The following is a 21,752-nucleotide window of genomic DNA, read 5'->3' as shown; positions in this document are numbered from 1 at the left end:
TCGTTGTATGGTTGTTAGAATTGATACATTTGTTCTATATAGTCGATGAACGCCCGGTTCACCATTTTCACGCCTCCCGGTGTAGGGTAGTTACCGCTAAAATACCAGTCGCCTTTATGATGCGGACAAGCCTCGTGCAATCCCTCCAACGGTTGATAGACAATTTCCACTTTCGCCTTTGTTCCCTTGGGAGTCAGCAGTTCCACCATCTTGGCAGAGATTTCCTCATCGGTGAACGGAGCATAGATATCCTTCACATAGTTTACCATCTGCTCTTTCGGCAGTCCCACCTGATCTTTCGATTTACGGTAGGCAGCCGCAATCACATCTTTCATATCCCGCTCCTTTAAAAGTTCGACAGCAGCCCTGAAAGCGATAAACTCGCTCATCTTTGCCATATCGATACCGTAATAATCAGGATAACGGACTTGCGGAGAGGAAGATACTATCACAATCTTCTTCGGACCGAGACGGTCGAGAATACCGATAATACTTTGTTTCAGCGTAGTACCACGCACAATGCTGTCGTCAATAATCACCAGATTATCGACACCGGGCACCAGACTTCCGTATGTAATGTCATATACATGGGCTGCCAGATCATTACGACTGTTTCCTTCGGCAATAAACGTACGGAGCTTAATATCCTTGATCGCCACCTTTTCGCTACGGATACGACGGGAAAGAATGACTTCCAGTTCCTCCATATCCGGATGATGCCCCAATGCGGCAATTTGCTGCACTTTTTCCTCATTCAAGTAGTCGTCCAGTCCCTGCAACATTCCGTAGAAAGCCACCTCCGCAGTGTTGGGAATAAAAGAGAAAACCGTATGATCGATGTCATTATTGATAGCTTTCAATATTCTCGGAACCAACTTTTCACCCAACCGTTTCCTTTCCTTATAAATATCGACATCACTCCCACGGGAGAAATAGATACGTTCGAAAGAACAGGCATGATTTTCGCGCGGCTTGTTAATTTGCGAAGTACGGATTTTACCTTCTTTGCTGATTAACAATGCTTGCCCCGGTTGCAATTCTTTGATTTCCTCAAACGGAACATTCAAAGCCGTCTGGATCACTGGACGCTCGGAAGCAAGAACAGCTATCTCATCATCCTGATACCAGAATGCAGGCCGGATTCCCCATGGGTCGCGGATGGCGAAGGACTCGCCGCTTCCGGTCAATCCGCAGATCACGTATCCCCCATCCCATTCGCGGCTGGAAGTACGCAACACGTTTGCCAAATCAATATATTCTTCTATATAATGAGTGATTCCCATGCCTGTAAGCCCCTCGGCTTCGGCAAGATTGAATACACGCTCCACTTCACGGTCAAGACGGTGTCCCACCTGCTCCAACATGATATATGTATCGGCATATTTACGCGGATGCTGACCAATGGCAGTGATACGGGCAAATATCTCGTCTACATTCGTCATATTGAAATTTCCGCAGAGAGCCAGATTCTTGGCGCGCCAGTTATTTCTTCTTAAAAATGGATGCACATAAGAGATTCCGGATTTTCCCGTAGTGGAATAACGAAGATGTCCCATATATACTTCACCGGCAAAAGGCAAAGTTCGTTTGGCATACGCTGCATCGTGCAACTGTTCGGGAGTGAGATCCTTAAAATTGTTTTGAACGTTTTCAAAGATTTCCGTAATGGCTCCGGAACCTAAAGCGCGTTCACGAAACATATATTCTTCGCCCGGATTTGCTTCCAGTTTCACACACGCCAGTCCCGCACCTTCCTGTCCACGATTATGCTGCTTCTCCATCAACAGGTAGAGTTTATTAAGACCGTACATCCATGTCCCGTACTTTTTCTCGTAATACTCTAACGGTTTGAGCAAGCGTATCATGGCAACGCCACATTCATGTTTCAATTGTTCCATCTCTCTATATACTAGTTACTACTTAAAGTTACTCTACTGTTACCGACTTCGCCAGATTTCTCGGCTGATCCACATCCATCCCTTTGCATACCGCAATGTGGTAAGCAAGAAGTTGGAGAGGTACCGTAGTTATTAACGGATCGAGACATTCGATTGTTTCAGGAAGTTCGATACTACAGTCAGCAATCTTGCTGATAACGGTATCTCCTCTCGTCACGAACGCAATCACTTTTCCCTTCCGTGCCTTGATCTCCTGAATATTACTTAATACTTTCTCATACAATCCATTCTGCGTAGCAATCACCACTACCGGCATTTCCGCATCAATCAGAGCAATCGGTCCGTGTTTCATCTCCGCAGCCGGATAACCTTCGGCGTGGATATACGATATTTCTTTCAATTTCAATGCACCTTCCAGAGCAACGGGATAACTATATCCGCGTCCCAGGTAAATAAAATTATGCGCATAAGTGAAAGTTTTCGATAACTCCGCCAAAGTATCATTCAATTCCAACACCTTTTTCATTTTTTCCGGAATATGATTTAACTCCTGTACGATTGAAAGATAATGCTGTTCGTCAATGGTTCCTTTCGCTTTGGCAAGTGTCAATGCCAACATCGCCAATACAGTGACCTGTCCGGTAAATGCTTTGGTAGAAGCCACTCCGATCTCCGGACCCACATGAATATATGAACCGGTATGAGTGGCACGGGGAATAGAAGAGCCGATCGCATTGCAAATACCATATATAAATGCTCCGCGGCTTTTCGCCAATTCCACAGCAGCCAATGTATCTGCCGTCTCACCACTCTGGGAGATCGCTATCACCACATCCTGCCCGTCAATCACCGGATCACGGTAGCGGAATTCGGAAGCATACTCCACTTCCACCGGTATGCGGCAGAAACTCTCAATCAGATGCTTACCGATCAGTCCGGCATGCCAGGAAGTTCCGCAAGCAACAATAATAAACCGTTTGGCATTCAGCAGCTTTTCCCGATGATCTATCACTGCAGAAAGTACCACATTATCAGCTTCCACATTAATACGTCCGCGCATACAATCATGAATACAATCGGGCTGTTCGAAAATCTCTTTCAACATAAAGTGCGGATATCCCCCTTTTTCCAACTGACCGAGGTTGAGTTCCACCTTCTTTATTTCAGGTATCATTTCGACATTGCTCAAGTTGACCACCTTCAACTCCTTCCCCAGATTCAAGACAGCGATTTCCCCGTCTTCCAGATAGACCACCTTGTCGGTATATTCTACAATCGGAGTAGCATCCGAAGCAAGAAAGAACTCATTCTCTCCAATTCCCACTACCAACGGACTGCTCTTACGGGCAGCAATAATTTCATCAGGATGCTCCTTATCAAGAATCGCAATTGCATAAGCACCAATCACCTCTCCTAACGCCAACTGAACAGCCGTCAACAGACTGACCTGATTAGTGACTTTCATGTATTCTATTAATTGAACGAGGACTTCGGTATCTGTACTACTTTTAAAAATATAGCCTTTGGCTTGAAGTTTTTCTTTGAGAACGGCGTAGTTTTCAATAATACCGTTATGAATGAGAGCGAGCTTTTCGGAAGAAGAGTAATGAGGGTGGGCGTTAGCGGAACAAGGTTCCCCGTGAGTAGCCCAACGGGTATGGGCAATTCCGATTGTACCGGAAATATCTTTCTGTGTGACGAAATTTTCAAGATCAGAGACTTTTCCTTTCGTCTTATACACATTTAACTGTTGGTCATCACTAATGATTGCTACCCCCGCGCTGTCATATCCACGATACTCCAGTCGCTTCAGCCCTTTGATAAGGATAGGGTAGGCTTTTCGTTTACCAATATAGCCTACTATTCCACACATATTATGATATTTTTATTTCGCCTGCAAATATACACATTACAAATAACATAAAGACAACAAAAAGCATATTTATTTGACAGAAACGCACAAAAAAGTTGTAAACACATCAAAAAGTTAAATAATATATTATTTTTAGCTCAAAAAGAAACAAATTACAATCAGCTTCAAATAAGGATAAATAAGCTAACAAATTAAAAGTAAATTTCCTGTTTTTAATAACAAATTAAAAGAATAAGGATTCCTATTCTTATTTCGCGTCACACAAAAGATGAAATTCACTATCATTTTGAAATTAAAATATTAACTTTGCCAAACAATTTGATACATCAAATAGGTATTATCATACAATAAAGCTAGTAAGAATGAAGAAACAAGAACTTTTTAACAACGTAACAGAAGGATTCCTTTACCAACGACAGCCCCAGCAGATGGGCTTGTACGATGCGGCATACGAGCACGATGCCTGCGGTGTCGGTATGCTGGTTAACATTCATGGAGAAAAGTCACACGACATTGTTGAGTCGGCTTTAAAGGTATTAGAGAACATGCGCCATCGCGGTGCCGAGGGTGCGGATAACAAGACCGGTGACGGTGCAGGTATCATGCTTCAAATTCCGCATGAGTTTATTTTATTACAAGGCATTCCTGTCCCCGAAAAAGGACGGTACGGCACAGGATTATTGTTTTTGCCGAAAAACGAAAAAGACCAGGCAGCTATTCTAAGTATTATTATTGAAGAAATTGAAAAAGAAGGACTCACATTGATGCATTTGCGCAATGTGCCCACCTGCCCCGAAATCCTGGGAGAATCGGCTCTGGCAAACGAACCGGACATCAAACAAGTATTCATTACCGGATTTACGGAAACGGAAACTGCCGACCGGAAGTTATACCTGATCCGGAAAAGAATCGAAAATAAAGTCAGATTGTCATCTATTCCGGCAAAAGACGATTTTTATGTTGTGTCATTATCTACCAAAAGCATTATATATAAAGGTATGCTTTCATCATTACAGCTGCGCAACTACTATCCGGACCTGACAAATAGCTATTTTACCAGCGGACTGGCATTGGTGCACTCTCGTTTCAGTACCAATACATTCCCCACATGGGGATTGGCACAGCCATTCCGCCTGCTGGCACACAATGGTGAAATCAATACTATCCGTGGTAACCGAGGATGGATGGAAGCCCGTGAAAGTGTACTCTCCACTCCCACTTTAGGCGATATAAAAGAAATCCGCCCGATTATACAACCGGGCATGAGCGACAGTGCTTCTCTGGACAATGTACTAGAGTTCCTGGTGATGTCAGGATTGAGCCTGCCACATGCCATGGCTATGCTCGTGCCGGAATCTTTCAACGAGAAGAACCCGATCAGTGAGGATCTGAAATCATTCTACGAATACCACTCCATCCTGATGGAACCATGGGACGGACCGGCCGCACTACTATTCAGTGACGGACGATTTGCCGGAGGTATGCTCGACCGCAATGGCCTGCGCCCTGCCCGTTATCTGATTACTAAAAACGATATGATGGTAGTGGCTTCGGAAGTCGGTGTTATGGATTTCGAACCGGGAGACATCAAAGAAAAAGGTCGCTTACAGCCCGGCAAAATCTTGCTGGTGGATACGGAAAAAGGCGAGATCTACTATGACGGCGAACTAAAAAAACAGTTGGCTGAAGCCAAGCCTTACCGCACCTGGCTATCTACCAACCGAATCGAGCTGGATGAACTGAAAAGCGGGCGCAAAGTTCCTCATCACGTAGAAAACTACGACCGGATGCTTCGTACTTTCGGCTACTCCAAAGAGGACATCGAGAGGCTGATTATGCCAATGGCAAGCACCGGAGCAGAACCGATCAATTCAATGGGTAACGATACACCACTCGCCGTACTTTCAGATAAGCCACAGTTGCTTTACAACTATTTCCGTCAGCAATTTGCACAGGTAACCAATCCGCCCATCGATCCACTTCGTGAAGAACTGGTGATGTCATTGACGGAATACATTGGAGCAGTCGGTATGAATATTCTGACGCCCAGTGAAAGTCATTGCAAAATGGTACGCCTGAATCATCCGATTTTAAGCAATACTCAACTGGATATTCTTTGTAATATCCGGTATAAAGGCTTCAAAACAGTCAAACTACCCATGTTGTTTGAGGTTGCAAAAGGGAAAGCCGGATTGCAGGAAGCACTGACCCATCTTTGTAAAATGGCGGAAGAATCCGTGACGGAAGGTGTAAATTACATTGTCCTGACGGACCGTGAGGTGGATATTACCCATGCTGCCATTCCATCATTGCTGGCAGTAAGCGCTGTTCATCATCACCTGATTTCAGTTGGTAAACGGGTGCAAACGGCATTGATCGTAGAAAGTGGTGAAATACGTGAAGTGATGCACGCCGCGTTATTGTTGGGGTTCGGAGCAAGTGCCCTGAATCCTTACATGGCATTCGCTGTCCTCGACCGACTGGTAAAAGACAAGGATATTCAGTTGGATTATACCACTGCTGAAAAGAACTATATCAAATCCATCTGTAAAGGCTTGTTTAAAATCATGAGTAAGATGGGTATCTCTACGATCCGCTCCTATCGTGGTGCTAAGATTTTCGAAGCTGTCGGTTTGAGTGAAGAATTGAGCAAGGCTTATTTTGGAGGACTCGGTTCACCGATCGGAGGTATCCGTCTGGAAGAAATAGCCAGAGATGCCATTGCTTTCCATAAAGAAGGGCAAGAAGTTGAAAGTGGAAAGTTGAAAGTTGAAAGTGAGGCTCCGCATGGGAACTCTCAACTCTCAACTTTCAACTCTCAACTTCTCAAGAATAACGGTTTGTATGCTTTCCGTAAAGATGGAGAAAAGCACGCATGGAATCCGGAAACAATCAGCACTCTGCAATTGGCTACACGACTGGGGAGTTATAAGAAATTTAAAGAGTACACCCATCTGGTAGACGAAAAAGAGAAGCCTATTTTCCTTCGTGACTTCCTGGGATTCCGCCGTAATCCTATTTCTATCGATCAGGTGGAACCGGTGGAAAATATTCTGCATCGTTTCGTCACAGGAGCTATGTCTTTTGGTTCCATCAGCAAAGAAGCCCACGAGGCAATGGCTATTGCCATGAATAAAATCCACGGACGCAGTAATACCGGTGAAGGTGGTGAAGATGCCGCGCGTTTCCAACCGTTGCCGGATGGCAGTTCTTTACGAAGTGCGATCAAGCAGGTAGCTTCCGGTCGTTTCGGTGTAACGGCAGAGTATCTGGTGAATGCGGACGAAATTCAAATTAAGATAGCACAGGGAGCCAAACCGGGTGAAGGGGGACAACTTCCGGGATTTAAGGTAAATGATGTGATTGCGAAAACACGTCATTCCATTCCGGGGATTTCGCTGATTTCTCCCCCGCCCCATCATGATATTTATTCGATTGAGGATTTGGCTCAACTGATCTTCGATTTGAAAAATGTAAATCCACAGGCCAAAATCAGTGTAAAACTGGTAGCAGAAAGTGGTGTCGGTACGATTGCCGCCGGTGTGGCAAAAGCAAAGGCGGATTTGATTGTCATCTCTGGCGCCGAAGGGGGGACGGGTGCTTCTCCTGCTTCTTCTATCCGCTATGCGGGTATCTCGCCGGAATTAGGATTGAGCGAGACACAGCAAACACTGGTTCTGAACGGACTTCGTGGCCAAGTAGTTCTGCAAGCCGACGGACAGCTGAAAACCGGACGGGATATCATCTTAATGGCATTGATGGGTGCCGAAGAATATGGTTTCGCCACCTCCGCATTAATCGTATTGGGTTGTGTAATGATGCGTAAATGTCATCAGAACACTTGTCCGGTAGGAGTTGCCACGCAGAATGAAGAGTTACGTAAACGCTTTCATGGACGCAGTGAATATTTAGTAAACTTTTTCACATTCCTGGCACAGGAAGTCCGTGAGCATTTGGCTGAAATGGGATTCACCCGGATGGATGACATCATCGGACGTACAGACTTAATCGAACGCAAGTCCGATGTCAATGACCCGAATCCGAAACATGCTTTAATCGACTTCACCAAATTGCTGGCACGTGTTGACAACAGTGCGGCTATCCGTCATGTCATCGATCAGGATCATGGAATTTCTGCTGTAAAGGATGTAACCATCATCGATGCCGCACAGGAAGCTATCGAACATGAGAAAGAGATTTCTTTAGAATATACGATTGCCAATACAGACCGTGCAATAGGTGCTATGCTTTCCGGAGTAATCGCCAAGAAATACGGTGCCAAAGGATTGCCGGAACATACGCTGAATGTAAAATTCAAAGGTTCGGCAGGTCAATCTTTCGGAGCTTTTCTCGTACCGGGAGTTAATTTTAAACTGGAAGGTGAAGCGAATGATTACTTGGGTAAAGGATTGAGTGGCGGACGTATCTCCGTATTGCCTCCTATCCGCAGCAACTTCGAAGCCGAAAAAAATACAATCGCCGGTAATACCTTGCTTTATGGCGCAACAAGCGGTGAAGTATATATCAACGGCCGTGTAGGAGAACGTTTCGCTGTTCGTAACTCCGGCGCAGTTGCCGTCGTAGAAGGCGTAGGTGACCATTGTTGCGAATACATGACCGGAGGTCGTGTGGTAGTCCTCGGACAAACCGGACGTAACTTTGCAGCCGGTATGAGTGGCGGTGTGGCTTATGTATGGAACAAAGACGGCAACTTCGATTATTTCTGCAACATGGAAATGGTAGAACTATCACTCATCGAAGAAGCCAGCTACCGGAAAGAGTTGCACGAACTAATCCGCCAGCATTACCTCTACACAGGCTCGAAACTGGCACGCACTATGCTCGACAACTGGAATCATTACGTAGATCAATTCATCCAAGTAGTGCCCATCGAATACAAAAAAGTACTACAGGAAGAACAAATGAGAAAGTTACAACAAAAAATTGCAGATATGCAAAGAGACTATTAGACAACTTCTCGATCACCAACTATTTTTCAATTTTTAATTCTCAATTTTTAATTTATATGGGAGATCCTAGAGCATTTTTAAATATAGCTCGTCAGGAGGCGGGATATCGCCCTGTGAGCGAGCGAATCACTGACTACAGTCAGGTGGAACAGACATTGAATACAAATAGCCGTAAGTTGCAGGCATCACGCTGCATGGATTGCGGGGTACCTTTCTGTCATTGGGCATGTCCGATAGGGAATAAACAACCGGAATGGCAGGATGCATTGTACAGGGGGAAATGGAAAGAGGCTTACGAGGTGTTGTCGTCTACTTGCGATTTTCCGGAATTTACAGGACGTATCTGTCCTGCCCTTTGCGAGAAATCATGCGTGTTGAAACTTTCGTGCGATCAGCCGGTAACCATTCGTGAAAATGAGGCGGCAATCGTGGAAGCGGCTTTTCGTGAAGGATATATACAGGTAAAGACTCCGGAAAGAAACGGAAAGAAAGTAGCGGTGATTGGTGCAGGTCCTGCCGGACTGGTAGTTGCCAATCAGTTAAATATAAAAGGATATAGCGTTACTCTATTCGATAAGGATGAAGCTCCCGGAGGATTACTGCGATTTGGTATCCCTAATTTCAAACTGGACAAGAATGTAATCGACCGACGGATGAAGATATTAGCCGCAGAAGGAATCCAGTTTGAGATGGGAGTAGAAATAGATGTCAATCATTTACCGGAAGGATTCGATGCTTACTGCATCTGTACCGGAACACCGGCAGCACGTGACTTGAGTATTCCGGGACGTGAACTGAAAGGGATTCATTTCGCACTCGAAATGCTGGCACAACAGAATAGGATTCTGGCAGGACAGACTTTCCCGAAAGACAAATTGGTAAATGCCAAAGGCAAAAAGGTTCTCGTGATAGGTGGTGGTGATACCGGTTCCGACTGTATCGGAACCAGCGTGCGACAAGGAGCCGTCAGTGTCACTCAAATAGAGATCATGCCGAAACCTCCTGTCGGATACAATCCGGCTACCCCATGGCCTCAATGGCCGGTAGTCTTCAAAACGACTTCCAGCCATGAAGAAGGTTGTACACGCCGTTGGTGTCTGGCTTCCAATCAGTTTCTCGGAAAGAATGGAAAAGTGACAGGCGTAGAAGTGGAAGAAGTGGAATGGATTCCGGCAACAGATGGCGGACGCCCCACGATGAAACCGACAGGAAAGAAGGAAGTCATCGAAGCGGACATGGTATTACTGGCGATGGGATTCCTGAAACCGGAACAGCCGAAGTTTGCCGAAAATGTATTCCTTGCCGGAGATGCGGATACAGGAGCCAGCCTCGTCGTACGTGCCATGGCAGGAGGACGAAAAGCGGCTGCGGAAATAGACACTTACTTGACGAAATAATCTCCGAAGTAAGGAATACTAAGAGGTCTGACTGCTATTATCGGTTCGTTCCACCTAGGTGAAACTTAAGGATAACCTAGGTAGAATTTAAAGACAACCATGGTGGAACGAAAAGTCAACCTAGGTAGAACGAATAAATAATAGCAATCGGGCTTCTTAGCAATAGCGAATAAACAATTAACATATTACATCACCCCCAAAAACTTAAAGTTATGTGTGGAATAGCAGGTATACTCAACATAAAGGTTCAAACGAAAGAACTAAGAGATAAAGCACTAAAGATGGCCCAGAAAATCCGTCATCGCGGACCGGACTGGAGTGGAATCTATGTAGGTGGAAGTGCCATCCTGGCACACGAACGCCTGTCAATCGTCGACCCGCAGAGCGGCGGACAACCGTTATACTCTCCTGATCGTAAACAGGTGCTTGCTGTAAACGGTGAGATCTACAACCACCGGAATATTCGTGCTCAATACGCCGGAAAATATAACTTTCAGACAGGAAGTGACTGTGAGGTCATTCTTGCTCTTTACAAAGAGAAAGGCATCCACTTTCTGGAAGATATTAGCGGTATCTTTGCTTTTGTTCTTTATGATGAAGAAAAGGATGAATTTCTGATTGCCCGTGATCCGATAGGGGTTATTCCTTTATATATAGGGAAAGATAAAGAAGGAAGAATCTACTTCGGCAGCGAACTGAAAGCACTTGAAGGATTTTGCGACGAATATGAAGTATTCCTTCCCGGACATTATTTCCATAGCAAAGAGGGGAAAATGAAACGTTGGTATTCACGCGACTGGATAGCTTATGAAGCCGTCAAAGACAATGACGCACAAACCGGTGATGTAAAAACAGCATTAGAAGATGCCGTACATCGTCAGTTAATGAGTGACGTACCTTATGGAGTGCTTCTTTCGGGTGGGCTAGACAGTTCTGTTATCTCCGCTATTGCCAAAAAATATGCGGCAAAGCGTATAGAAACAGATGGAGCGAGTGATGCGTGGTGGCCTCAACTCCACTCCTTCGCTATCGGATTAAAAGGTGCTCCCGATTTAATTAAAGCACGTGAAGTGGCTGAATATATCGGTACTGTCCATCACGAAATAAACTATACTGTTCAGGAAGGTCTGGATGCCCTGCGTGATGTCATTTATTTCATCGAGACATACGATGTAACCACGGTACGCGCTTCCACTCCCATGTACCTACTGGCACGTGTCATCAAATCGATGGGGATTAAAATGGTGTTGAGCGGTGAAGGTGCCGATGAAGTTTTCGGAGGGTATCTATACTTCCACAAAGCTCCCACTCCACAGGCATTCCACGAAGAAACGGTACGTAAACTTTCAAAGTTACACATGTACGATTGTCTCCGTGCCAATAAAAGTCTATCAGCATGGGGCGTAGAGGGACGTGTTCCTTTCCTTGATAAAGAATTCCTCGACGTAGCCATGAACCTGAATCCGAAAGCTAAAATGTGCCCCGGAAAGGAAATTGAGAAACGGATTGTTCGCGAAGCCTTTGCCGATATGTTACCGGAAAGTGTGGCGTGGAGACAAAAAGAACAGTTCAGTGACGGTGTGGGATATTCATGGATCGATACTTTGAGAGAAATCACAGCGGCTGCCGTTAGCGATGAGCAAATGGAACATGCTGCCGAACGCTTCCCCATCCATACTCCGCAAAACAAGGAAGAATACTATTATCGTAGTATCTTTGAAGAGCATTTCCCCAGTGAAAGTGCAGCACGCACCGTACCGAGTGTTCCCAGTGTGGCCTGTTCCACAGCAGAAGCGCTGGCGTGGGATATTGCTTTCAGGAATCTAAATGAGCCTAGCGGACGTGCGGTGAGAGGAATACACGAAGAGGCCTATAAAAGTTAATATATGGAAGTTGTTATATATTAACTACCTTAGCAAAAGATAAGTCCTATATTTTGAGGTAATTCTTAAAATATAGGACTTCCATATTATTCAACCCAATTCTCTATGTGAATATTATCAATGCGGTTCAAATGTTTCACATTCTCCGTGACCATTATACAATTGGACGTAACCGCTGTGCAGCCAATAAAAAGGTCTAAATCATCAATCAATATCCCTTTTTTTCTCAACCTCGCTTTCTGACTGGCATATTCAGCCAACGCCAGGCTAATCGGTATTATTTTCATATCAGAACAAAAAGACAAGACTGCTTTCGTGTTTTCTTCAACCGCACTACTACATTCAGCTCCATACAGTAATTCTGCAACTGTTATTTCTGATATATAACAATTATTCCATCCAGCCTTTTTAAGCCGTTCGCGCATAGCCTTCTTGTCTCTAAGGATATAAACACAGATATTACTGTCAAGCAAATACTTATTCTCCATTTCAATCAAAATTTAAAGGTGCTTTAGTATTCTGACGCCCCGCATACATATCTTCGATTATCTGTTCGGTAGTTCTATCATCCTTCCACACCCCCATATGTTTTTTCAGCATTTCTTCTGTAGTATCCGCGTTAACCGCTTTAGCAGCAACAACGGACGCAGTTAGACGAGTAGCCAAACGTAACTTTACTTCATCACTTAAAGACTTCAACATTTCCCAATAAGAATCTGTTAATTTTAATGTATCGTCCATATTATTCTCCTTCCTTTATTTGATATAGAACAAATATACAGTATTTATTAATATAAGTGTAATCTAACAATAAATATTTTCTTTTCTCTTCTCACTAAAAAACACAATTAACGCAGATTAGCATATTATTGTCTGATTTGCGTTTTCTTTTTTATAATTTTGAGGCCAAACCCAATTAAATCTATCAAACTTTTAAAAGACCAAACAAATGAATTTAAAAAAAATGATGATGGCTTCTGCCCTTCTAATGGCTGCTTGCTGTATGCAGGCACAGACAAAAGTGATAGCCCACCGTGGATTCTGGAAAACTCCGGGATCATCACAAAACAGTATTTCATCACTTCTAAAAGCAGATTCCATCGGTTGTTACGGTTCAGAATTTGACGTATGGATCGCTAAGGATAACAAGTTGGTGGTCAACCATGATCCTGTATACAAGATGAGACCGATGGAGTATTCCAAAGGTGACGCACTGACCGGACTTAAATTATCCAACGGAGAAAACTTACCCAGCCTGGAACAATATCTGGAAGCCGGGAAAAACTGTAATACCCGACTGATTCTCGAACTGAAAGCACATAGCAATAAGAAACGGGAAACCAAAGCCGTACAGGGAATCCTTGCCATGGTGAAGAAAATGGGACTGGAAAACCGCATGGAATATATCACGTTCTCCCTGCATGCCATGAAAGAGTTTATCCGCCTGGCTCCTGCCGGTACTCCGGTATTTTACCTTAACGGAGAACTGTCTCCCAAAGAATTAAAGGAACTCGGTGCTGCCGGTCTTGATTATCACATGGGAGTGATTAAGAAACACCCCGAATGGATCAAAGAAGCTCATGAACTCGGCTTGAAAGTAAATGTGTGGACTGTGGACGAAGTGGAAGATATGAAATCGCTGATCGAACAGAAAGTAGATTTCATTACCACCAACGAACCAGTCATCTTACAAGAAGAACTGAAAAAACATCAATAAGATAAAATCATTACAAAGTAAACTATTTAATATCCGTCTTTAAAGAAACAGCTCGTTCCTTTAAAAGAAACAGGATGTTTCCCGGTGTCGAACGGGTGATTCCTTTTAAAGGAACCACCCGTTTCTTTAAAAGGAAAAATGAGCTTTCATAACAAACTAAATACCAGCATATTAAGAACACTCATTTTTTTCATCTGAAAAAGAAAAGGTCATTTTCATATATGCCAATAAAAGATTACAAACGATTTACTGGAAATCATCTAATACCTCTTTCAACTCTCCTACCGTAAGCTCTCCTACCTGTCTCCATAATTCATGTCCCTTATGCAATAAAAGAAAGGCGGGCACTGTTTCTACATTATGCGCATCGGCTATTGTTCTATTTTCTTCAGCATTCACTCTTATCAATTCTACAGTTCTCTTTTCGTAAGTCCGAAGCACAGGACCTATCCACTCATAATGAGGTGACCAGTCGGCATAAAATACTACCAACACCAAATGGTTGGTCTTAACTGCTGTCTCTAATTGTTTCTCTATATTCATATCTCTACGTTTTTATATTAATGATAGTGCTAAAACAATGAATACAGAAAAAGGTTCTTCAGAATATCCGGCGAGCAATATGATAGATAAATAAGGATTTTCACTTTCATATCGTCAAAAGGAAAAGGATCTATTTCTTGTTTTTATTGCTGATTTCACCAATTATCAAGGCTAAATATTCTTCATATATTATGGAAAAATATGCAAAACAATTCATCCAAATAACAGTTTATTAATATATAAATAGGTATAATTTCAAATTATAACTAAATACAGCCGTATATAAAGTGATTATAAGTTTGAAGAAAATAAATAGATATTAGATATACTTTTTAGCAAAATATAAAGCAAAAAGTCATACCTTTGCATTGTAATAAAACAAAAGGTTACAACAACCAATAAATATCAATCAAAATGACAACAAAGATTAAGTTCACAAAAATGCATGGAGCTGGAAATGACTACATATATGTAGACACAACCCAATATCCGATAGCCGACCCTGCAAAGAAGGCAATCGAATGGAGCAAGTTTCATACAGGAATCGGAAGTGATGGACTTATATTGATTGGTGTCTCTGATAAAGCGGATTTCAGCATGCGTATTTTCAATGCGGACGGTTCGGAAGCTATGATGTGTGGCAACGGAAGCCGTTGTGTAGGCAAATATGTATATGAATACGGCTTGACTGACAAAACAGAAATTACACTGGATACACGATCTGGAATAAAAATTCTGAAACTGCATGTAGAGGGAAAAACAGTCAGTGCAGTCACCGTAGATATGGGTAGCCCACTAGAAACAGAAGAGATTCAGTGGGGAGGAAAGTATCCTTTCCGGTCAACCAAAGTATCAATGGGTAATCCGCATCTCGTCACATTTGTTGAGGATATCACCCGGATTAATTTACCGGAAATCGGTCCTGAACTGGAGAATCATCCTCTTTTTCCCGATAGAACTAATGTGGAGTTTGCACAGATTGTCAGCAAAGACACCATACGGATGAGGGTATGGGAAAGAGGATCGGGAATCACTCAAGCTTGCGGAACAGGTGCTTGTGCCACAGCAGTAGCCGCCTTCATCAACGGACTTACAGGAAGAAAAAGCGATGTAATCATGGATGGAGGGACAGTCACCATTGAATGGGATGAAATCTCCGGGCATATATTAATGACCGGACCGGCAACCAAAGTTTTCGATGGGGAGATTGAGGATATTAAAAAAGTATTAAGTATCAGGTATTGAGTATTAGATTTTGCAGAACTTAAAACAATAACAAGATGGCATTAGTAAACGAACATTTTTTGAAGTTACCGGGAAGCTATTTATTCTCGGACATAGCGAAAAAGGTAAATACCTTCAAGATAACACATCCTAAACAGGATATTATCCGGTTGGGTATCGGTGATGTCACCCAACCGCTTCCGAAAGCATGTATCGAAGCCATGCACAAAGCGGTAGAAGAGCTGTCCGGCAAAGATACATTCCGCGGATATGGTCCTGAACAGGGATATGATTTTCTGATTGAAGCAATTATAAAAAATGACTTTATTCCACGTGGGATTCACTTCTCGGCATCCGAGATATTTGTCAGTGACGGTGCCAAAAGCGATACCGGAAATATAGGCGATATTCTTCGCCATGACAATAGCGTAGGTGTTACAGATCCCATCTATCCGGTTTATATAGACAGCAATGTCATGTGCGGACGCGCCGGAGTGTTGGAAGAAGAGACGGGCAAATGGAGTAATGTTACTTATATGCCTTGCACAAGTGAGAACAACTTTATTCCGGAAATTCCGGACAAACGGATAGACATTGTTTATCTCTGCTATCCGAACAACCCGACAGGAACGACCTTAACCAAACCGGAACTGAAGAAATGGGTGGACTATGCATTGGCAAACGATACATTGATTCTGTTCGATGCCGCTTATGAAGCATATATCCAGGACGAGAATGTCCCCCACTCTATCTATGAGATTAAGGGAGCTAAAAAGTGTGCAATCGAATTCCGTAGTTTTTCAAAAACGGCAGGATTTACCGGAGTACGCTGCGGATATACCGTAGTTCCGAAAGAGCTTACTGCCGCCACATTGGAAGGAGACCGCATCCCACTCAACAGATTGTGGAACCGCCGCCAGTGCACCAAGTTCAACGGTACTTCTTACATTACTCAACGGGCAGCAGAAGCCGTTTACAGTGCAGAAGGCAAAGCACAGATTAAAGAAACAATCGGCTATTATATGACCAACGCCAAAATTATGAAAGAGGGATTGGAAACCACAGGACTGAAAGTGTATGGAGGAGTCAACGCTCCCTACTTGTGGGTGAAAACTCCGAACGGACTTTCGTCATGGCGATTCTTCGAACAGATGTTGTATGAAGCCAATGTGGTCGGTACCCCCGGTGTAGGCTTCGGACCAAGCGGTGAAGGATACATCCGTCTGACTGCCTTTGGCGAACGTAACGACTGTATCGAAGCAATGAGAAGAATAAAAAACTGGTTATAAGATAGTATTTCGCGCGCTACTATATACATGGACCGTACATCCACATTTTTCTAACTTAAAGGTAAAAAGACGATGAAAACGACGATTAACAAAAAATGGGGAGTAATAATAGTAGCATTATTACTGACAGGGTTTGCTCCATCCGCAATGTTGGCGCAAGATAAAGTGGAAGCTTCCGTTGGAGCCGATCTGGTGAGTGGTTACATCTGGCGTGGCCAGGATTTAGGCGGAGTTAGTATTCAGCCTTCATTGGGAATCGCTTACAAGGGTTTCTCACTCGGAGCATGGGGATCGGTAGGGTTCGAATCGACAGATACGAAAGAGTTCGATTTAACTCTCGGCTATTCGACAGGTGGTTTTAGCGTTTCAGTGACGGATTATTGGTTTAATACCCAAGTAGCAACTAACAAGTATTTTAAATACGGAGCTCATTCAACGGCTCATGTATTTGAAGCACAAGTCGGATATGACTTCGGACCACTGGCAGTCAACTGGTATACAAATTTTGCAGGTGCCGACGGCGTGAAAGAAAATGGCAAAAGAGCTTATTCTTCTTACCTCGCACTTAGCACACCATTCAAATTGGGAGGTCTCGACTGGACAGTAGATTTAGGTATGGTTCCTTGGGAGACAACTTTCTACAATGGCTATACAAGTGGGTTCTGCGTATCAGATGTAAGTCTCGGAGCTTCCAAGGATATCAAAATCACAGATTCCTTCTCCGTTCCGGTATTTGCCAAGGTATCTGTCAATCCACGGACAGAAGGAACCTACTTCGCATTCGGATTAAGTTTTTAAGAGAGAGAATTTAGAATATCAAAGAGCGTATAGGGAATAAACAACACTAATATTTAAGGTATATGAAAAAGATTGAAGCTATTATCCGTAAAACCAAATTCGAGGACGTGAAAACAGCTCTCCTCGAAGCGGACATCGAATGGTTCTCTTACTACGATGTAAGAGGCATCGGAAAAGCCCGGGAAGCCCGTATCTATCGCGGTGTTATGTACGACACAAGTTCTATCGAACGTATCCTGATCTCTATTATAGTACGCGACAAGAATGCAGAAAAGACCGTACAAGCTATTCTAAAATCCGCACACACGGGAGAAATCGGAGACGGACGTATTTTCGTTATTCCTATTGAAGACGCCATCCGCATCCGTACCGGCGAGAGAGGAGATATCGCACTCTACAACGCAGAACAAGAAAGATAACTCTTTCTCCCCAACAGCTATCCGTATAACTAATAATGTAAAATCATCATGAGTAGACATATTATATATGCCATTTCCAAAATTGGAATCATGGCAGCCATCATTATGGCCTGTTTATTTGCTCCCAGTGCTTATGCACAAGACACTGTAAAGTTATCAGAAGAGATAACAATTGTAGAAGAAACTCCTGTTCTCAACAGCGGCAACACAGCTTGGCTTATCGTAGCTACCATTCTCGTTTTATTAATGAGTATTCCCGGTATCGCATTGTTCTATGGCGGATTGGTACGCCAGAAAAATATATTGAGTATCATCATGCAGACATTACTCATTGTCGGTGTAGTCAGTATATTATGGGTCGCTTTCGGTTATAGTTGGGCATTCGGTACCAGTTTTATGGAATCAGGCAATCCGTTGGGAGCCATTATAGGAGGATTCGACAAAGCATTCCTCCACGGAATCACCATCAATACGTTAACTACCGGGGATATTCCCGAACTGACATTCGTCATGTTCCAATGTATGTTCGCCATCATCACGCCTGCACTTATCCTGGGAGCATTTGCCGAAAGAATCAAATTCTCCGGATACATGGTATTTATTATCCTCTGGGTAATATTGGCTTACTTCCCGATGGCACATTGGGTATGGGGAGGCGGATTCCTTCAGCAAATGGGAGCCATCGATTTTGCCGGTGGTACGGTAGTGCATATCAATGCCGGAATTTCAGCCCTTGTTATGGCGATCATGCTGGGGAAAAGAGAGGATTACCGGATCGGTCACCCGATTACTCCGCATAACATCACCTTCGTATTCATGGGAACGTCTTTCCTGTGGTTGGGATGGTTTGGATTCAATGCAGGAAGTGGCTTGGCTGCCGACGGACTTGCAGCCAACGCTTTCATGGTAACGCATATTGCCACAGCTGTTGCAGCAGTCACTTGGATGCTTATTGACTGGTTCTGCAATAAAAAACCGACAACGGTAGGTGCATGTACAGGCGCAGTGGCCGGATTGGTTGCCATTACCCCGGCAGCGGGCACGGTAGATTTATTGGGTGCTTTCTTTATCGGTCTGATTACTCCGGTTATCTGCTTTTTCATGGTAGCGGTAGTGAAGCCCAAATTCAAATACGACGACGCACTCGACGCCTTCGGGGTACACGGAATCGGTGGTATCGTAGGTTCTATCCTTACCGGAGTCTTTGCCACTCAATACATCACTGGTGAAGGCGGCGTAGAAGGAGCTCTTTATGGTGACTGGCATCAGTTGTGGGTGCAGATTGTCGCAACAGTAGTCTCTATCTTATTCAGTGCGGTCATCACTTTTGTTCTTTACAAAATTGTGGATTCACTCATCGGTATCCGCGTCGACAGACGGGTGGAAGAAGAGGGACTTGACATCTATGAACATGGAGAATCCGCATACAACAGTTAAAACAGAGAAACTCTAACATATTTAACAACAAATCAAATCAGGTATTATGTCAAAACTTAGATTCAGAGTAGTAGAGACAGCTTTTAAAAAGAAAGCTGTTGAGGTAGCAACCCCTGCCGAACGTCCTTCGGAATACTTCGGAAAGTATGTATTCAACAAGGAAAAAATGTTCAAATACCTTCCCAGTAAGGTATACAATGCACTGATTGATGCAATTGACAACGGTGCTCCGCTAGATCGCAGCATTGCCGACGAGGTAGCTGCCGGCATGAAGAAATGGGCTATCGAAATGGGTGTCACTCATTACACACACTGGTTTGCACCGCTGACCGAGGGTACGGCAGAAAAGCACGATGCTTTCGTCGAACATGACGGCAAAGGTGGCATGATGGAAGAATTTACAGGCAAACTGCTTGTGCAACAGGAACCGGATGCTTCTTCTTTCCCGAATGGCGGAATCCGCAATACATTCGAAGCGCGTGGTTACAGTGCCTGGGATCCTTCATCACCTGCTTTTATTGTAGATGATACGCTTTGTATCCCGACCGTGTTTATCGCATATACCGGTGAGGCTCTCGACTATAAAGCACCTTTATTGAAAGCTTTACGCGCCGTAGATAAAGCAGCCGTAGACGTATGTCATTATTTCAATCCGGAAGTTAAGAAAGTGGTTGCTTATCTAGGCTGGGAACAGGAATATTTCCTGGTGGACGAAGGTTTATATGCCGCACGTCCGGACTTATTGCTGACCGGACGTACTTTGATGGGACATGACAGTGCCAAGAACCAACAGTTGGAAGACCACTACTTCGGTGCTATTCCCACCCGTGTGGCTGCCTTCATGAAAGACCTTGAAATTGAAGCTCTGAAACTGGGTATTCCTGTCAAGACCCGTCACAACGAAGTTGCTCCAAACCAGTTTGAGCTGGCTCCCATCTTTGAAGAATGTAACTTGGCCAACGACCATAACTTGCTGATTATGTCATTGATGCGTAAGGTGAGCCGTCGCCACGGTTTCCGCGTACTGCTTCATGAAAAGCCATTCAAAGGTGTCAATGGTTCGGGTAAACACAACAACTGGTCTTTGGGCACTGATACAGGTATCTTATTGATGGGACCGGGCAAGACTCCGGAAGACAATCTGCGTTTTGTTACATTCGTTGTCAATACATTGATGGCAGTTTATCATCATAACGGACTACTGAAAGCTTCTATCTCCAGTGCTACCAACGCCCACCGTCTGGGAGCGAATGAGGCACCTCCTGCAATTATCTCCTCTTTCCTTGGAAAACAGTTGTCGCAGGTATTGGATCATATCGAAAACAGTACGAAAGATGATTTAATCAGCCTTAGCGGTAAACAGGGAATGAAGTTGGATATTCCGCAGATTCCTGAATTACTGATCGATAATACAGACCGTAACCGTACTTCTCCATTTGCTTTCACTGGCAACCGCTTTGAGTTCCGTGCCGTAGGTTCCGAAGCAAACTGTGCTTCTGCCATGATTGCATTGAACTCGGCCGTAGCAAATCAATTGGTGAAGTTTAAAAAGGACGTGGATGCGTTGATTGAAAAGGGAGAACCCAAAGTTTCCGCCATTCTTGAAATCATCCGCGGATATATCAAAGAATGTAAAGCCATTCATTTCGACGGTAACGGTTACAGTGACGAATGGAAGAAAGAAGCTGCCCGTCGTGGACTGGATTGTGAAACCAGTGTTCCTGTTATCTTCGACAATTACCTGAAACCGGAAACAATTGCCATGTTCGAAGCTACCGGTGTAATGACCAAGAAAGAACTGGAAGCCCGTAACGAAGTGAAATGGGAAACTTATACGAAGAAGATTCAGATTGAGGCACGTGTATTGGGTGACTTGGCAATGAATCATATCATTCCGGTTGCCACTCAATACCAGACGGACTTAATTAATAATGTCTATAAGATGCAATCTCTTTTCCCGGCAGAAAAGGCAGCGAAATTGTCTGCTAAGAACCTGGAGCTTATTGAAGAGATTGCCGACCGTACAGCTTTCATCAAGGAGCATGTAGATGCAATGATTGAGGCTCGTAAGGTTGCAAACAAGATAGAAAGCGAACGGGAAAAAGCCATTGCCTACCACGACACGATTGTCCCGGCACTGGAAGAAATCCGTTATCACATCGACAAGTTGGAACTGATTGTTGACAATCAGATGTGGACGCTTCCAAAATACAGGGAACTGTTATTTGTGAGATAGAAAAAAAATTATCTATTTCTTTTGTTGGTTGTTTTAAGTTTGCGGGGAGGAGTGCTGTGAAGCAATCC

16 protein-coding genes are annotated in these 21,752 nt (G+C 43.8%); 11 read left to right on the top strand and 5 right to left on the bottom strand.

Going from position 1 to position 21,752, the window contains the following annotated elements; genetic code table 11:
* Positions 1-14: 14 nt before the first annotated feature.
* Positions 15-1,898, bottom strand: coding sequence for an amidophosphoribosyltransferase (locus ACNOGP_RS13130; RefSeq protein WP_004300070.1), 1,884 nt, complete (start codon positions 1,896-1,898; stop codon positions 15-17).
* 28 nt (positions 1,899-1,926) lie between these two features.
* Positions 1,927-3,771, bottom strand: coding sequence for a glutamine--fructose-6-phosphate transaminase (isomerizing) (gene glmS, locus ACNOGP_RS13125; protein ID WP_418212989.1), 1,845 nt, complete (start codon positions 3,769-3,771; stop codon positions 1,927-1,929).
* A gap of 362 nt (positions 3,772-4,133) precedes the next feature.
* Here glmS and gltB point away from each other — a divergent pair, with 362 nt between their 5' ends.
* The 4 genes from gltB to asnB all read left to right on the top strand — a co-directional run bounded on the left by gltB (position 4,134) and on the right by asnB (position 12,021).
* Positions 4,134-8,741: a glutamate synthase large subunit gene (gene gltB, locus ACNOGP_RS13120; RefSeq protein WP_418212988.1), complete on the top strand. Its 4,608-nt coding sequence runs from the start codon at positions 4,134-4,136 to the stop codon at positions 8,739-8,741.
* The gene (locus ACNOGP_RS13115) at positions 8,716-8,778 is read left to right on the top strand and encodes a hypothetical protein (RefSeq protein WP_369523983.1); all 63 of its coding nucleotides are present in this window, start codon (positions 8,716-8,718) and stop codon (positions 8,776-8,778) included. The genes gltB and ACNOGP_RS13115 overlap by 26 nt, the downstream gene beginning before the upstream one ends.
* Positions 8,779-8,797: 19 nt before the next feature.
* Positions 8,798-10,138 carry a glutamate synthase subunit beta gene (locus ACNOGP_RS13110; protein ID WP_418212987.1) on the top strand — a complete coding sequence of 447 codons (1,341 nt, stop codon included), beginning with the start codon at positions 8,798-8,800 and terminating at the stop codon, positions 10,136-10,138.
* A gap of 212 nt (positions 10,139-10,350) precedes the next feature.
* Positions 10,351-12,021 (top strand): asparagine synthase B, encoded by a 1,671-nt coding sequence (asnB, locus tag ACNOGP_RS13105; protein ID WP_418212986.1) that lies wholly within the window; start codon positions 10,351-10,353, stop codon positions 12,019-12,021.
* A gap of 86 nt (positions 12,022-12,107) precedes the next feature.
* On the opposite strand, the gene ACNOGP_RS13100 is transcribed toward asnB, so the two are convergent.
* Both ACNOGP_RS13100 and ACNOGP_RS13095 read right to left on the bottom strand, forming a co-directional pair.
* Positions 12,108-12,509 (bottom strand): type II toxin-antitoxin system VapC family toxin, encoded by a 402-nt coding sequence (locus tag ACNOGP_RS13100; protein ID WP_007761549.1) that lies wholly within the window; start codon positions 12,507-12,509, stop codon positions 12,108-12,110.
* Between the two features lies 1 nt (position 12,510).
* Positions 12,511-12,762, bottom strand: coding sequence for a hypothetical protein (locus tag ACNOGP_RS13095; protein ID WP_418212985.1), 252 nt, complete (start codon positions 12,760-12,762; stop codon positions 12,511-12,513).
* A 208-nt stretch (positions 12,763-12,970) separates the two neighbouring features.
* On the opposite strand from ACNOGP_RS13095, the gene ACNOGP_RS13090 reads away from it, so the two are divergent.
* On the top strand, positions 12,971-13,738 hold the full coding sequence (locus tag ACNOGP_RS13090; protein ID WP_349069610.1) for a glycerophosphodiester phosphodiesterase family protein: 768 nt from the start codon (positions 12,971-12,973) through the stop codon (positions 13,736-13,738).
* Positions 13,739-13,984: 246 nt separating this feature from the next.
* On the opposite strand, the gene ACNOGP_RS13085 is transcribed toward ACNOGP_RS13090, so the two are convergent.
* Complete coding sequence (locus ACNOGP_RS13085) at positions 13,985-14,281, bottom strand: thioredoxin family protein (protein WP_004300083.1); 297 nt, start codon at positions 14,279-14,281, stop codon at positions 13,985-13,987.
* A gap of 414 nt (positions 14,282-14,695) precedes the next feature.
* Here ACNOGP_RS13085 and dapF point away from each other — a divergent pair, with 414 nt between their 5' ends.
* From dapF to ACNOGP_RS13055, 6 genes are all read left to right on the top strand, one after another.
* Entirely contained in the window at positions 14,696-15,526 is an 831-nt protein-coding gene (dapF, locus tag ACNOGP_RS13080; RefSeq protein ID WP_418212984.1) for a diaminopimelate epimerase, read from the top strand.
* A gap of 35 nt (positions 15,527-15,561) precedes the next feature.
* Complete coding sequence (locus tag ACNOGP_RS13075) at positions 15,562-16,794, top strand: LL-diaminopimelate aminotransferase (protein WP_418212983.1); 1,233 nt, start codon at positions 15,562-15,564, stop codon at positions 16,792-16,794.
* Between the two features lie 72 nt (positions 16,795-16,866).
* Positions 16,867-17,592, top strand: coding sequence for a hypothetical protein (locus tag ACNOGP_RS13070; RefSeq protein WP_418212982.1), 726 nt, complete (start codon positions 16,867-16,869; stop codon positions 17,590-17,592).
* Positions 17,593-17,654: 62 nt separating this feature from the next.
* Positions 17,655-18,011: a P-II family nitrogen regulator gene (locus ACNOGP_RS13065; RefSeq protein WP_004300089.1), complete on the top strand. Its 357-nt coding sequence runs from the start codon at positions 17,655-17,657 to the stop codon at positions 18,009-18,011.
* A 48-nt stretch (positions 18,012-18,059) separates the two neighbouring features.
* Positions 18,060-19,448, top strand: a complete 1,389-nt coding sequence (locus tag ACNOGP_RS13060; protein WP_004300090.1) for an ammonium transporter — start codon at positions 18,060-18,062, stop codon at positions 19,446-19,448.
* A 46-nt stretch (positions 19,449-19,494) separates the two neighbouring features.
* The gene (locus tag ACNOGP_RS13055; RefSeq protein WP_007761654.1) at positions 19,495-21,684 is read left to right on the top strand and encodes a glutamine synthetase III; all 2,190 of its coding nucleotides are present in this window, start codon (positions 19,495-19,497) and stop codon (positions 21,682-21,684) included.
* Positions 21,685-21,752 lie beyond the last annotated feature (68 nt).

Origin of the sequence: Bacteroides difficilis (genome assembly GCF_048319815.1) — a bacterium.
Taxonomy (GTDB): Bacteria; Bacteroidota; Bacteroidia; order Bacteroidales; family Bacteroidaceae; genus Bacteroides; species Bacteroides zhangwenhongii.
Note: the sequence above shows the minus strand (reverse complement) of the source record. Positions and strands in the feature narration are given on the sequence as shown.